This window comes from Mycobacterium sp. TY815, from assembly GCF_030755135.1.
Lineage (GTDB): Bacteria > Actinomycetota > Actinomycetes > Mycobacteriales > Mycobacteriaceae > Mycobacterium.
Window position 1 is genome coordinate 192,260 of the sequence record NZ_JAUFRX010000001.1, and the last position, 15,022, is coordinate 207,281.

Genomic DNA, 15,022 nt, shown 5'->3' on the forward strand with positions numbered 1-15,022 from the left:
TCACTTCTCCAATACGTCGGGCTGTTGCAGTAGTTCGTTGACGGCGGCCAGGAACAGGGCACCGCGATGCCCGTCGCTGGCGCGGTGATCGGCGGCCAGGGTGCCCTGCACGGCGTTGACGACCCGGATTCCGCCGTCGATGACGCAGACGCGCTGAGTGGTCTTGCCGAAGCCCACCAGGGCGACCTGTGGCGGGTAAATCACGCCGAACACGGTGTCGACGCCCTGGTCGCCCAGGTTGGTGACGGTGATCGTGGGGTCGGACATCTCCGAGCTGCGCAGGGAGCCGGCGCGCGCCCGCGCCACCAGATCAGTGAGGTCGTTCATCAACTCGTCGAGTTTCTTCTCGGCGACGTCGTGAATGGCGGGTGCGACCAGACCTCCGCCGCGCAACGAGATGGCGACACCGACATGGACGGCGGGGGCCGGTTGGTAGCCGCTATCGCGCCAGAAACCGCTGAACTCCTGGAAACGCTGTGCGGCCAGGGCGACCGCCTTGAGTTGCAGGACGGCCGGCAGTACCCGTTCGGTGATGGGCCGCTGCGCATTTCGTGCCGTGAGCCACGTCAACGCGGTGTCCATCAGGATCTCGTCGGCCAGGTAATAGTGCGGAATCTCGCGCTTGGACCGGCTCATGGCGGCCGCGATCGACTGGCGCATGGCGGCGCCGCGCTCGGCCATCGACATGCGTTCGCCCGCGGGCTTCGGTGCGGGTTTCTTGACCGGTTGCCGGGTGGCGGCGGCGTGCTCGACGTCGATGATCGTCACCGCACCCCCCGGACCGGTACCGCTGACCGCGTCGAGGTCGACGCTCAGGTTCGCCGCCAGCCGCCGCGCGGCGGGGGAGACCCAGCGGCGGTGTTGCGGGCCGCTGGGCCGTGCCGGAGCCGGGCCGCTGGGCGGCGCCGGCGCTGCGGCGGCCGGTTGGGGGGCTTTGCGCGGCGCTTTCGGGGCGCGTTTGGGGGCCGCCTTCTTCGGTGCCTTCTGGACGGGAGCCGCGGGAGTCGCTCCCGCCTCCACCAGCGTGGCCAACACCGTTCCCACTTCCACGGTGTCGCCGACCGGGACCACCAGCTCGTCGATGGTGCCCTCCTGCCAGCACTCGATCTCCACCGCGGCCTTCGTGGTTTCGATGACGGCGACGACCTGGCCGCGGGTCACCTTGTCGCCGGGCTTGACCAGCCACTCGTTGAGCGTGCCTTCGTCCATGTCGGAGCCCAGCGCGGGCATCCTGAACTCGATCATGAGCGATCTCCGAACAGGTCGTGCACGGCGGCGACGATCTTGTGTGGCTGCGGAAGTGCTGCTTCCTCAAGGTGTTTCGCGTACGGGATGGGTACCTCTTCGCTGCAGACCCGGCCGACCGGCGCGTCCAGATCGTAGAACGCCCCCTCCATGATCTGTGCGGAGATCTCGGCCGCCAAACTGCCGCTGCGCCAGGCCTCGTCGATCGCGACGGCGCGGTGAGTCTTACGGACCGACTCCAGGATCGTTTCGGTGTCCAGCGGCCGCAGCACGCGCAGATCCACCACCTCGCAGTCGATTCCGGCCAGGGACAGTTCGTTCGCCGCGTCCAGCGCCTTGCCCACGCAGCCGCCGTAGGCGATCAGAGTGACGTCGCTGCCCTCCCGGCGTACTGCCGCCCGGGTGATGTCCGTGGGCTCCAGCGTGTCGATGTCGGTGGAGGTGTTGTAGAGCTGGACGTGCTCGAAGATGACCACCGGATCCGGGTCGGCCAGGGCCGGTCCCAGCATGCCGTAGGCGTCCTCGACGGTCGCCGGTGCCAGCACCTTGATGCCCGGAATGTGGGCATACCACGGTTCCAGGCTGTGCGAATGCTGCGCGGCGAGTTGCCGCCCGGCCCCGGTGGCCATCCGCACCACGATCGGTACCGAGAACTGGCCGCCGGACATATGACGGAGTGCCGCAGCGGTATTGACGATCTGATCGAGCGCCAGCAGGCTGAAGTTCACGGTCATGACTTCGACGATCGGGCGTAATCCGTTGAGGGCGGCGCCGATACCGATGCCGACGAAACCGAGTTCGGAGAGCGGGGTGTCACGCACCCGGTCCTCACCGAATTCCTCCAGCAACCCTTTGGATGCGGCGTAGGTCCCGCCGTAGCGTCCCACGTCCTCACCCATCAGGACCACGCGGGAGTCGTCGCGCAACGCGTCGCGGATGGCGTCGTGAACGGCGGTGCGGTAGGTCGTCTTCATCGCGCCGCCTCCAGTGGGGTGAGCACGTCGCGGGCCAGATCGGCCACATCTTCCCGGGTTCCGGCATCGGCGTAGGCCACCGCGTCGGCGATCTCGGCGGCGGCCGCCGCTTCGATGTCAGCCACGTCGGAATCGGTGATCAGTCCGTCGCGTCGCCGTCGCTTGACGAACATGTCGATGGGGTCCTTGTCGTTCCACTGCTCCACTTCGGCCTTGTCCCGGTACAACTCCGGGTCGAACATCGAGTGGGCGCGGAACCGGTAGGTGCGGAACTCGATGAAAAACGGCCCCCCGGTGCTGCGCACGTGGTCCACGCCTTTGCGGGTGGCCTCGTAGCATGCCTCGACGTCCATCCCGTCCACCGCCAGCGCATCGACGCGGTAGGCCGCCGCCTTGGCGGTGAGGTCGGTCTGGGACTGCGCGCGATCCAGCGCGGTCCCCATCGCGTAAAGGTTGTTCTCGCACAGGAACAGCACCGGCAGGTTCCACAACACGGCCATGTTCAACGACTCGTGGAAGGCGCCCTCGGCCACCGCTCCGTCACCGAAATAGCACGCGGTGACTCGGTTGCGTTTCAGCATGGCGTCGGCCAGCGCGATGCCCACCGCCAGCGGCAGCCCGCCGGCGACGATCGCGTTGCCGCCGTAGAAGTGCCGGGATGCGTCGAACAGGTGCATGGACCCGCCGCGACCGCGGGAGCAGCCTTCCTGCTTGCCGAACATCTCGGCCATGATCCTGGTCATCGGGATGCCGCGCAGCAGTGCGTGCGCATGCTCACGATAGGTCGCCACCACCGCGTCGTCGTCGGTCAACGCCCGCAGCGAGCCCGCCGCCACGGCTTCCTCACCGACGTAGAGGTGCAGGAAGCCGCGAATCTTGGCCGCGCTGTAGAGCTCCGCGCATTTCTCTTCCATGCGGCGTACCCGGATCATGTCCGACAGCAGCGAATGCGTCAGGTCCTTCTCTGTCACAACGACGCTCCTTGAGGTTGGTGGTGCTGCGGTTGTTCGATCGTGGAGGTATCGCCTTCGGGCAGCCCGAGTTCGCGGGCCTTGAGCAAGCGCCGCAGGATCTTGCCGCTGCTGGTGTGCGGCAGCGAGTCGGCGAACTCGATCTCTTTGGGCGCCACGGCAGGTCCGAGACGCTTGCGGGCATGACCGAGCAGCTGCAGCCGGAGCTCCTCGCTGGCCTGGTAGCCGTCCTTGAGGGTGACGAAGGCTTTGATGACCGAGCCGACCGTCGGGTCCGGTTTACCGATGACGGCGGCCTCGGCCACCGCCGGATGGTCGGTCAGTGCGCTTTCCACCTCGAACGGGCCGATGAGGTGCCCGGCCGACTTGATCACGTCGTCTTTGCGGCCGACAAACCAGAAGTAGCCGTCGGCGTCCCGCTTGGCCAGGTCGCCGGTGAGATAAAGCCCGTTGCTGAAGCACTTTCGGTATCTCTCGTCGGCGTGCAGATAGCCGCGGAACATCGACGGCCACCCTGGTGTGAGGGCCAGTTCGCCCTCGACATCCGGTTCAGCGATCACGGTGACGGTGCCTTCGTCGCCAACGGCGTCGTTGTCGCGCACGATGCAGGCATCGACCCCGGGCAGCGGCCGGCCCATCGACCCCGGCTTGATGTCGAACGCGGGCGTGTTGGCGATCATGATGCCGCCCGTCTCGGTCTGCCACCAATTGTCGTGAATCGGCAAGCCCAGCACCTGTTTTCCCCACCACACGGCCTCGGGGTTGAGCGGTTCGCCCACACTGGCGATGAACCGCAAGTGCGGAAAACTGAAGCGGGCCGGCAGTTCCGGACCGGCCTTGATCAGCATCCTGATACCGGTCGGCGCGGTGTACCAGACCGAAACCCGTTCGTCCTGCAGGATCCGGTACCAGCGCTCGGCGTCGAATTCGGCCTGGTCGATGATGGACGTCACCCCGTGCAACAGCGGGCTGATGATCCCGTAGGACGTTCCAGTGACCCAGCCGGGATCCGCAGTGCACCAATAGATGTCATCGGGGTGGAGATCGAGCGCGTACAACCCCGTGACGTAGTGCATGGTGACGGCGCCGTGGACGTGGATGGCGCCTTTGGGTGTGCCCGTGGTCCCGCTGGTGAAGTGCAGCAGAGCCGGGTCGTCGGCCGTCGTCGGCTCGACCGGGGCGTTGGCGTCGGCGGCGTTCATGCAGTGCCAGAAGTCCAGCGTTCCCGAGGGCGGCTCCCCGTGTGTGCCGTCGTCCACCACGATGACGTGTCGCACCGAGGTCAGCCGGCTGTGGATCTTGGCGATCTTGCGCTGATAGATCGCCTTGGTGGTCACGAGCACGGTGGCCTGCCCGATGTCCACGCGGGTGGCGATCGGTTCGGGCCCGAAGGCGGAGAACAGCGGTGATACCACGCTGCCGTTTCGCAGCGCGCCCAGCATCGTGATGTACAGCTCGGGGATGCGGCCCATGATGGCGAAGACCCGGTCGCCCTTGCCGATGCCCAGAGCGCGCAGCACACCGGTGAACCGGGTCACCCGGTCACTCAACTCGGCATAGGTCAGGTCGTGCGCCGCATCCTCGGTGAGGAAGCGAAGTGCGGTGCGGGCGCCGGCGGGTCCGCTCGCGTGCCGGTCGACGGCGGCATAGGCGATGTTGCATTTCCCTTCGCCCATTCCCTCGCACAGATTCGGCACATCGGTCCAGTGGAAGTTCGCGCGGGCCTGGTCGTAGTCGGCGAGATTGGGCTGGACGCGGTAGTCGCGGGGGGTCTTGTGAATCACATCCATGTGCGGGTCCTCATCCCCAGGGTGTTGGCTCCTCAAGCCTGTTGCGCCAACCCTGGGCGCAATAGGGAACAAGGTCACCGATCACCCCGGCCGGACGTCGCTTACCGGTGTCCTGTGACGCGACGATGGTGACCAAGGACCCTGGCATCGGAGTGTCTGGTGGCGCAGGGTCGTACAAGGAGCAGGACGCGGAGCAGGACCTCGTACTCAAAGCAGAAAGGTGGGTGCGATGACCCGAACGCTGGTCGAGACCGCGGTGATCACGAACGCCCTGGAATTGGCATGCCACGCTCCTTCGCTGCACAACACCCAGCCGTGGCGGTGGGTGGTCCGGGGTGCCGCCGTCGACCTGTTCGTCGACCGGGAACGCATCGTGACCTCCACCGACGGGTCAGGCCGGGAGGCCGTCCTGAGCTGTGGCGCCGCCCTCGACCACCTCCGCGTCGCGATGGCCGCCGTCGGATGGGAGACCCACATCGACGCGTTCCCCAACCCGAACAACCTCGATCACCTGGCTTCGGCCGACTTCACGCCGATGGCATATGTCGGGCGGGCCCGGCGCGACCGCGCGGACGCGATCACGGTTCGCCGCACCGACCGGCGCCCGTTCCGGGCTCCCAACGATTGGCCGTCGCTGCAGCCGCTGCTGCGCAACTGCGTGGACCAGGACCTGGTGGGGCTGCAGGTGTTGGGCGATGACGCGCGCCCGCGGCTGGCGGAGGCCACTCGGCTCAGCGAGGCCCTGCGCCGCTACGACGACAGCTACCACCACGAATTAAGTTGGTGGACAGCGCCTTCCAGAGAAAATGACGGTATCCCGCAGGCTGCTCTGGTGTCAGGCGCCGAAGCCCGGGGCGTCGGTGTGAACCGGGAGTTCCCCACCGAAAGCGACACCGAGCGCGCCGTCAGGCACGATCAGGCCAAGATCGTGCTGCTGTGGACGCCCGCGAACACCCGCGCCGATGCGCTCAGCTGCGGGGAGGCGCTCTCCGCCGTCCTCCTGGAATGCACCATGGCCGGACTGGCTACCTGCCCGATCACGCACGCGACGGAGCTGGAGCCCGGTCGTGCCATCCTGCGCCAGCTCACCGGGGGTCGCGCGTCCGTTCCGCAGGTTCTGATTCGAGTCGGCATCGCACCATCGGGTCCGATACCCGCGGCGACCCCGCGGCGACCCCTGGGTGAGGTGCTCGAGGTCGTCGGCTGAGCCGGACAAATGGCTTCTGTACACCTCAGGCCGGGACTTCGGTCCCTACCGACGGTGCCGGGGGATTGGTCGAATGAAGCATTGCCACCGAGGAATGTGTGCCTCGCAGGGTGATCTGAGTATCAGAGGAGTACGTCATGACCAGTGCAGCCGAGGCCTCGCGGCCCGCACCGCGGCGGGTGTTCCGGGACCGCCGTGAAGCCGGCCAGGTGCTGGCCAACCTGTTGGGCGACTACCGCGACAACCCGAACGTGATCGTGCTGGGCCTGGCACGCGGCGGTCTGCCCGTGGCGTGGGAGGTGGCGGCGGCGCTGCACGCCCCGCTGGACGCGTTCATCGTGCGCAAGCTCGGCGCCCCGGGGCACGAGGAATTCGCCATCGGCGCCCTGGCCAGTGGCGGTCGTGTCGTGGTCAACGACGACGTGCTGCGGGGACTGCGGATCACCTCCGCGCAACTGCGCGACATCGTCGAGCGGGAGGGCCGCGAACTGGTCCGCCGCGAGGCCGCCTATCGTGGCGGTCGCCCGCCGGTAGAGGTGGCCGGCCGGACGGTGATCCTCGTCGACGACGGGTTGGCCACCGGCGCAAGCATGTTCGCGGCCGTTCAGGCGTTGCGCGACGCCGAGCCGGCCCACATCGTGATCGCGGTGCCCGCCGCCCCGGAATCGACCTGCCGGGAATTCGCCAGTCTGGTCGACGAAGTGGTCTGCGCCTCGATGCCCACCCCGTTCATGGCCGTGGGAGAGTCGTACTGGGACTTCCGTCAGGTCAGCGACGAAGAGGTGCGCGAACTGCTGGCCAAGCCCACCACGGGGCTGGCCCTGGTCAAACCCGCGGTCCCGACGGCGGCCGAGCTGATCGCTGACGTGGCCATCGATGCGCCGCAGGGCATTCCGCCGCGCGACGTTCTCGACGCGATCGTCGGTGACGCACGGATCGTCCTGATCGGTGAGAGCTCCCACGGCACCCACGAGTTCTACGAGGCGCGCTCGGAGATCACGAAGTGGCTGATCGAGGAGAAGGGCTTCTGTGCCGTTGCGGCCGAGGCGGATTGGCCCGACGCCTACCGGGTGAACCGTTACGTGCGCGGCCTGGGCAAAGACACGACGGCCGAGCAGGCGCTCAGCGGTTTCGAGCGCTTCCCGGGGTGGATGTGGCGCAACACCGTCGTTCGCGCCTTCGCCGACTGGCTGCGCGAGCACAACAGGGGCGCGCAGCGGCAGGCCGGGTTCTACGGTCTGGATCTCTACAGCCTGCACCGGTCGATGCACGAGGTGATCACCTACCTCGACACGGTGGATCCCGCGGCGGCGGCCCGCGCACGGGTCCGGTACGCGTGCTTCGACCACCCCGCCGGTGACGACGGGCAGGCATACGGTTACAAGGCGGCATTCGGCGCCGGCCCGAAGTGCGAGCACCAGGCGATCGAGCAGTTGGTCGAGCTGCACCGCAACGCGCTGGACTATTTGCGCGCCGATGGCCTGCTCGCCGAAGACGAGCTGTTCTATGCCCAGCAGAACGCGCAGACGGTCCGCGACGCGGAGGTCTATTACCGTTCGATGTTCAGCGGCCGGGTGTCCTCCTGGAATCTGCGCGACAAGCACATGGCGCAGACCCTGGAAGCGCTGCTGCCGCACCTGGACCGCCACGACGGCCCGCCGGCACGAATTGTGGTGTGGGCGCACAACTCCCATGTCGGTGACGCGACCGCCACGGAGGTGTGGGCCGATGGCCAGCTCACCCTCGGGCAGCTGGCCCGGCAGCGCTACCACAGCGAGGCGCGCCTGATCGGCCTGAGCACCTACACGGGCACGGTCACCGCGGCCAGCGAATGGGGCGGCATCGCCGAACGCAAGGTGGTCCGGCCGGCGCTGCCCGGCAGCGTCGAAGAGCTGTTCCACCAGACCGGCAAGGACGCCTTCCTGGTGTCGGCGCGGATCAACGAAAAGGCAGCCGAACCGTTGTCGGCCGTCCGGTTGGGCCGCGCGATCGGTGTCATCTATCAGCCCGCGACCGAACGGCAGAGCCATTACTTCCACGTCCGGCCCGGCGATCAATTCGATGCGATGATTCACATCGACACGACCCATGCGCTGGAGCCGCTCGAGACGACAAGCGTATGGATCGCCGGTGAGACGCCGGAGACCTATCCCAGTGGTCTCTAGCCCCACCACAGTCCACCCTGACGAGCGGAGTTGAGGATGCACGCCGGTTTCACACCGGGGCTACCGCGGATCGTCACCTTGACGATGAATCCCGCGCTCGACATCACCACCAGCGTGGAGGTGGTGCAACCCACCAGTAAGTTGCGTTGCAGCGCAACGCGTTACGACCCGGGCGGCGGCGGGGTGAACGTGGCGCGGATAGCCCATGTGCTCGGTGGTTCGGCGTTCGCGGTGTTGCCGTCGGGCGGGTCGCATGGGGGCCTGCTGACCAGGTTGCTCAGCGACGCGGGTGTGCCCTTCGGTGAAATCCCGATCGCGGGTGCCACCCGGGAAAGCTTCACCGTCAACGAGACCAGCACCGGACGGCAGTTCCGGTTCGTCCTGCCCGGGCCGGTGCTGACCCAGGCCGAACAGGACCGATGCCTGCAGGAGCTGCGGATGGCCGCACGCTCCGCGGACTTCGTGGTGGCCAGTGGCAGCCTGCCCCCGGGTGTGCCCGCCGACTTTTATCAGCGGGTGGCCGACGTCGCGCGCGACGTAGGTGCCCGCCTCATCCTCGACACCTCCGGTGGCGGGCTGCGGGGCGTCTCGTCAGGGGTCTACCTGCTCAAGGCGAGCGTGCGGGAGTTGCGCGAATGTGTGGGACGCGAGCTGGCCACCGAGGCAGAACAGATCGGCGCCGCACGCGAACTCGTGGACAGCGGACGCGCGGAGGTGGTGGTGGTGTCGCTGGGTTCGGCGGGGGCACTGCTGGCGACCCGGCACAGCTGTCAGCGCTTTGCCGCGGTCCCGATGGAAGGCGGCAGCGGCGTGGGTGCCGGTGACGCGATGGTCGCCGCCATCGCGGTCGGCCTGACCCGCGGGTGGCCACTCGCCAAATCCGTGCGATTGGGGATCGCCGCGGGTGCGGCGATGTTGTTGACGCCCGGCACCGCGGTATGCGAGCGCTCGGACGTGGACCGGCTTTTCGAGTTGACCGCCGAGCCTGACGAGGTGGGCGACGGGACGAAGGGCATTGCAAACTCAGGCCCTACGACCCCTGCAGAAACGGCTGACCGCGCCATAGATTGATGGTGAGCGAAAGTCAGGAGCTGACATGAACCAGCTGGACGCGAAGTCGGTGGTGGTGGGTGTCAACGGCTCCCAAGCTGCAGTCAACGCCGCCAAGTGGGCGATCGACGAGGCGCTGAGCCGCCAGATGCCGCTTCGCCTGGCCTACGTGATTGCGGGCTCCGGCAAGGACGCGGGTGCGGCGTCCGAATGGGATCTCGAACGCGCCGAAATGGTGCTGTCGCAGGCGGAAAGCGCGATCCTCAGCGAGGCGCGGGCCCAGGAGAAGCCGGTCGAGATCGAAACCGCGATCCTCTCCGGTGACCCGGCGCAGGCTCTGATCAACACGTCACACGACGCGGCCCTGGTATGCGTGGGTACGTCGCGGCGCGGATGGGCCGCCGACGGCTTGCTGGGCCCCACGGCCGCCGCGCTGGTCACCCATGCGCACTGCCCGGTCGCGGTCATCCGCACCAACCCCGATGGCACACCCACCCAGGTGGGCGTGATCGCGGTCGTCCTCAATGACGACCCCGACAACGACGAGGTGGTCCGCCTGGCCATGGAGGAAGGCCGACGCCGGCACGCGATCGTGCGCCAGATCGACCGCCGCCTGGACAGCTGGGTTCGCCGCTATCCCGACGTGCCCGTCCAGATCGTGGCCTCCGGCACCGGCGCCAGGTCCGTCGAGAACCACAGTCGCGCAATCGATCTGGCCGTCGTCGGGGAGTCCGAGGCGGCCGGGCTGCCCGGACTGGAGACCCCGAACTGCCATCCGATTCTCGGATATCCGGATTGTTCGGTGCTGCTGGTCCGGCACTGACACAGCGCGCCTGAATCCTCTTGGCCGCGGCCCGTGGCGGTTTGGCCGCGGCCCGTGGCGATCTATCCGACTTGGATCGTGCTGCCGGGCAGCAGCCGGTGAATCCGGCCCCGGCACTCGACGTCGATGGGTCCCGCGCCGCCGGATTCCGCGGTCAGGGTCGCGCTGCGCCCGCTGATCTGCAGATGCAGGCGGTGACCGCGGTACCCGAACGGAAACTCGATCGGCCCAAGCCCTTCCGGCCACTGCGGGCTGAGGATCAGCCGGTCGTCTCGCGTTTCCAGCCCGGTGAAGCAGCGCTGCAGCAGATCGATGCTGCCCGCCATCGCCGCTAGGTGGATGCCTTCCGCGGTGGTTCCGCCCTGGATGTCGGTGACGTCGGAATCGAGCACCTGCTGGAAGTACTCCAGAGCGTTGGCGCGGTTGGCGCGCGCCAGCACCCAGGAGTGCACGACTGCGCTCAACGTCGAACCGTCGGAGGTACGGGCCAGGTAGTAGTCGACCGTTCGGGGGATCTGCTCAGGCGCGAAGTGGTAGCCGAGCCGGCCGAACAGGCCGAGCAACTCTTCTGACGACAGCAGGTAGAACAACATCAGTGCGTCGGCCTGCTTGGACGCCTTGTAGTTGTTGACGCTGTCGTTCTCGGCTTCCAGGATGCGGTCGAGTCGCTGGATGTTGTCGTACCGCTGCCGATATCCCTCCCAATCCAGTTCGGCCAGTTCGGCATAACCTTCGAACTGGCTGATGACGCCGTCGTGGAACGGCACGAACATGCGCCGGCTCACGTGGTCCCAGCGCTCCCGCTCCTGAGTGGTCAGGCCGAGCTTGGCGACGAGTTCGAGACGGTCGCGCAGTGGCAGCAGGTCCAGCGCCTCCATCGCCCGCAGGATGACCCAGACCGCCATCACGTTGGTGTACGCGTTGTTGTCGATTCCGTCGTATTCCCTTCCCGGATAACCGGAATGGAACTCGTCCGGCCCGATGATGCCGCGGATCGTGTAGCGGCCGAGGCCGGTGTCGAAGTTGGCCAGGCCCACGAAGAATCGCGCGATCTCGGCCAGCATCTCGGCGCCGTAGTCGACCAGAAACTGGCGGTCACCGCTGACCTGGTAGTTCTGCCAGGTGTTGTAGGCGACAGCGAGCCCGACGTGGTGTGCCCGCGCACTGGCGTCGGGTACCCAGCGCCCCGACTGGGGATTGAGATGCACTTCCTGGCTGACTTCGCGTCCGTCGCTGCCCGACTGCCAGGGGAACATGGCGCCGAGATGGCCGGCGCGGTGCGCCGCCCGGCGGGCTTGCGGCAAGCGCCGGTACCGGTACAGCAGTAGCGACCGCGACACGTTGGACATGCGCAGGCTCAGCACCGGAGAGATGAACAACGAGTCCCAGAACACGTGCCCGCGGTAGGCCTCGCCGTGCAGTCCGCGCGCCGGAACCCCGGCGTCGAGTTCGGCGGTATGCGGTGAGATGGTCTGCAGCACATGCACCTGATGCAGCCGCAAGACCCGCAGCGCGTCGTCGCCGTCGGACAGCCCGACGTTGCACTGCTCCCACAGCCGCGCCCACGCGCGCGCGTGCGCCCGGTGCAGTTCGGCGTAGCGTCCGGCGGCATCGAGGCTTTCCGCCGCGGCCGCGGACGGCTCGGCGATGGCGGCGTCCCGGCCGGTGAAGATGGTGGCGATCTTTTCCAGCGTCACCGGCTGACCGGCGGACACCGCGACTTCGATGTGTTGGCCGCCGCGGTTGTGCTCGCGAATCATGGTGTACTGCGCGTCGGCCGGGCTCATCGCATCGCTGCCCTGCCACACCGTGCTGCGGGCGGCGAATGCGATCGCGATGCGGGACTGCGATGTCTCGGTGCGCAGCACCACGCCGTGCGGCGCGACGTCGTGCATCACCGCCTCGGTCAGGTGCGCGCTGGACAACGGCTTGTAGCGATCGACCATCGTGTTACGTACGGTGGCGTCCAGCAGAGACTCGAACTCCACTGTGCCGGACCAATTTTCCGGATACACGGTGGCCTTCATCGCCAGCATGTGCGGATCGTGCATGGAGGCGAAGCGTTGCTGGTCCAGGGTCGTGATCCGGCCGGCGGCATCCTGGAAGCGGACCTTCCGGGACAAGGTGGCGTGGCGTAGGTCGAAGACCTGCCGGTAGGAGAGAATGTCGGCCTGGTCGATGTCGAACCACGGTCCGCCGTCGATCCGAAGGGTCAGGGACAGCCAGTTGGGCAGGTTGACCAGGCTCTCGTTCTCGATGGTCCGGCCCGCGATCTGGTCTTCCAGGATGTTGTAGACCCCGGTCGCGTAGGTGCCGGGGTAGTGGTGCTGTGACGCGGTGGCCTCGGCGGCGCAGCCGCGGGTGGCGACATAGCCGTTGCCGACGGTGCACAGCGTTTCGCGCAGCCGCTCGGCGGCCGGGTCGTAGTGGTCGTAGACGAGTTCCCACGCGTCGTTGGGGGCCTCCGACTCCTCGCTGAGGTCGTTGGCCAGCCGGTGCAGGAATTCGGTGACGGCAGCCGGACTTTCGAGGCTGAAGGTCGCGGCCGACGGCCGGTCGCCACCCTCGAGGTGGCGGACCGCGATCCCGACCCCGTCGAAGCGAATCGCATCGAATGCGTCTTCGTCGCTGATGTCGTCGCCGATGAAGATCGGCAATGTCGTGGTCGACGCTGAATCCTGGTGATCCGCAAGGCGTTCCAGAACCCAGTGCAGCGTCTTGCCCTTGTCCCAGGACACGTTCGGCCGCAACTCGACCAACTTGCGTCCGGTCGTGACGTGCAGCCCAACCGAACGCCCGAGCCGGCGTACCGCCGCGATCACCCGGTCGACGTCCTGCGGATCGGCGTTGCGGTAGTGCACCGCCACCGCATAGCGCTTGCGTTCCACGATCGTGCCGGGGATGTCTTTGAGCTCTTCTGCCAGATGCGTTGCGGCACGAACCAATGCGCTGATCGACCCGGCAGCCTCGCCGTTCTGGTGCAGCGTGCCGTCGGGTGCGACGAGTTCGAAGCCGTGGCTGCCGGCGAACCACAACCCCTCGACGTCGACGCGGGCCCGAAGGTCGGCAAGGTCGCGGCCGCTGATCACCGCCACCGGACACTGCCGTGTCAGTGCCCGCAACGCCGCGGCGGCGCCGGGCACCAGCTTCGCCGACTCCGGCTGACCGACGATGTCGGACAATGTGCCGTCGAAGTCGACGAAGATCACCGGTTGGCGAGCGGTGACGAGCTCCTCGAGCTGGCTGTAGACCTGCAGGGCGTCGGTGATGGCCGAAATCACCGCGTCGGCATTGCGCACCGAGATTTCGGCGAGGTCGGCGATAACGGCGTCGGCTCCGCGGGAGGTGAGTTCCTCACCGCCGTGGTCGAGCCCGATCACCAGGCTGAAACCGGCGGCGCAGGCATCTTCGACGGCCGCCGGATCGTGCTCGATCACCGCGCACCGGTCCGGGCGAACCTTCAGCCGGGCCGCTGTCCGGGTCAGCACCGAGGAGTCGTGTTCATCGGCGAACTCGATCGCGTCGACCTCGCCGAGGTCGTCGATGACACCCTCGGACAGTTGCGCACCGCCCCGGGTGGTCGAGTAGACCGCCGTACCGATGCCCGCCTCGCGCAGCCGGCGCAGCAGCGGCCCCGTGGAATCGGAGGCGCGGAAGCCGCCCGAAACCGCCGCGGAAAGCACCCCGTCGAGGTTCAGGATCACCGCATCGTGAAAACGCCGGTCAATGGTGGCGGGCCAGTCGGTCACGTCAGTGACGATGCCACAGCGCGAGCTCCAGTTGGCCGCCGAAAAGGCAATGAAGGTCCCACGTCCCTGCACTTGGTGACTAAAGCCCCACGACCCAGGTCGGTTCGGGCAATAGCGTTTTCGGTAACGGAGGGAGAACGAGATGGACGCGCTGGCTGAGCGCCACGGCATCCTCGTCGGCGTCGACGGATCGGAACCATCGAATGCCGCGGTGGTGTGGGCGGCGCGGGAAGCCGTGTTGCGCCACGTCCCCCTCACGCTGATCCACATGGTGACCGCCGCGGTCCCCATGTACCCGGAAATGCCGTTGTCGATGGGCATGGGGATGTGGAGCGACGAGGACGGCCACCGGGTACTGCAACATGCCGTCAAGGTGGCCGAGGACATTATCGGCACCTCCCGGCCCGTTCCGGTCTCCACCGAGTTGAAATGCTCACCGCCGGTTCCGACACTGGTGCGACTGTCCGAGAACGCGGAGCTGATGGTCGTGGGCAGCCACGGCCGCTCGGCAGTGGGGCGGGGACTGCTGGGCTCGGTCAGCTCAGCGGTGATCCGGCGCGCCAACTGCCCCGTCGCGGTGATCCGTGATGAAGACGTGCGGGCGGGCGCTCCGGTCGTCGTGGGAATCGACGGATCGCCCGCTTCCGAGCTGGCGACGGCCATCGCGTTCGAAGAAGCCTCCCGGCGCGGAGTCGAGCTGAAAGCGGTGCACGCGTGGAGCGACATCGAAGCAGTCGAATTGCCCGGGCTGGACTGGACCATCTTCAAAGAGGACGCGGATCGCATTCTGGCCGAACGCCTGGCGGGATGGCAGGAGCAGTTTCCCGACGTGACCGTGCACCGCGTGGTGGTGTGTGACCGGCCCGCTCGACAACTCATCAAGCAGGCGGAATCCGCGCAGCTGGTGGTGGTCGGCAGTCACGGGCGCGGCTCGGTCGGCGCCATGCTGTTGGGGTCGGTCAGCAACGCGGTTGTCCACTCCACCCGCACACCGGTTATCGTCGCGCGACCGGTGCAGACCCCGTCCCGGCGACTGACGGCCTGAGTC

At 67.6% G+C, this 15,022-nt stretch carries 10 protein-coding genes; 5 read left to right on the top strand and 5 right to left on the bottom strand.

Translation table 11 applies throughout. The annotated features are described in order from the left end of the window. The 4 genes from QXK92_RS00815 to acsA are packed head-to-tail and all read right to left on the bottom strand — an operon-like array spanning position 1 to position 4,980. Positions 1 to 1,245, bottom strand: a complete 1,245-nt coding sequence (locus tag QXK92_RS00815) for a dihydrolipoamide acetyltransferase family protein (protein WP_306239780.1) — start codon at positions 1,243 to 1,245, stop codon at positions 1 to 3. Next, positions 1,242 to 2,219, bottom strand: coding sequence for an alpha-ketoacid dehydrogenase subunit beta (locus QXK92_RS00820; protein WP_306239782.1), 978 nt, complete (start codon positions 2,217 to 2,219; stop codon positions 1,242 to 1,244). The genes QXK92_RS00815 and QXK92_RS00820 overlap by 4 nt, the downstream gene beginning before the upstream one ends. Then, positions 2,216 to 3,190 carry a pyruvate dehydrogenase (acetyl-transferring) E1 component subunit alpha gene (pdhA, locus tag QXK92_RS00825; protein ID WP_371934477.1) on the bottom strand — a complete coding sequence of 325 codons (975 nt, stop codon included), beginning with the start codon at positions 3,188 to 3,190 and terminating at the stop codon, positions 2,216 to 2,218. Before pdhA ends, QXK92_RS00820 begins: the two co-directional genes overlap by 4 nt. Continuing rightward, a complete protein-coding gene (acsA, locus tag QXK92_RS00830) occupies positions 3,187 to 4,980 on the bottom strand; it encodes an acetate--CoA ligase (protein WP_306239784.1) in 1,794 nt (597 codons plus the stop codon). The genes pdhA and acsA overlap by 4 nt, the downstream gene beginning before the upstream one ends. 229 nt (positions 4,981 to 5,209) lie before the next feature. On the opposite strand from acsA, the gene QXK92_RS00835 reads away from it, so the two are divergent. From QXK92_RS00835 to QXK92_RS00850, 4 genes are all read left to right on the top strand, one after another. Further along, a complete protein-coding gene (locus tag QXK92_RS00835) occupies positions 5,210 to 6,187 on the top strand; it encodes an NAD(P)H nitroreductase (RefSeq protein WP_306239785.1) in 978 nt (325 codons plus the stop codon). 137 nt (positions 6,188 to 6,324) lie between these two features. Further along, a complete protein-coding gene (locus QXK92_RS00840; protein WP_306239786.1) occupies positions 6,325 to 8,352 on the top strand; it encodes an erythromycin esterase family protein in 2,028 nt (675 codons plus the stop codon). Positions 8,353 to 8,388: 36 nt separating this feature from the next. Continuing rightward, the gene (locus tag QXK92_RS00845) at positions 8,389 to 9,423 is read left to right on the top strand and encodes a 1-phosphofructokinase family hexose kinase (RefSeq protein ID WP_306239787.1); all 1,035 of its coding nucleotides are present in this window, start codon (positions 8,389 to 8,391) and stop codon (positions 9,421 to 9,423) included. Between the two features lie 25 nt (positions 9,424 to 9,448). Further along, complete coding sequence (locus QXK92_RS00850; protein ID WP_306239788.1) at positions 9,449 to 10,225, top strand: universal stress protein; 777 nt, start codon at positions 9,449 to 9,451, stop codon at positions 10,223 to 10,225. 62 nt (positions 10,226 to 10,287) lie between these two features. Here QXK92_RS00850 and otsB read toward each other — a convergent pair whose 3' ends face one another. Then, positions 10,288 to 13,974: a trehalose-phosphatase gene (gene otsB, locus QXK92_RS00855; RefSeq protein ID WP_306239789.1), complete on the bottom strand. Its 3,687-nt coding sequence runs from the start codon at positions 13,972 to 13,974 to the stop codon at positions 10,288 to 10,290. 142 nt (positions 13,975 to 14,116) lie between these two features. Here otsB and QXK92_RS00860 point away from each other — a divergent pair, with 142 nt between their 5' ends. Next, positions 14,117 to 15,019, top strand: a complete 903-nt coding sequence (locus QXK92_RS00860) for a universal stress protein (protein ID WP_306239790.1) — start codon at positions 14,117 to 14,119, stop codon at positions 15,017 to 15,019. Positions 15,020 to 15,022: the final 3 nt, after the last annotated feature.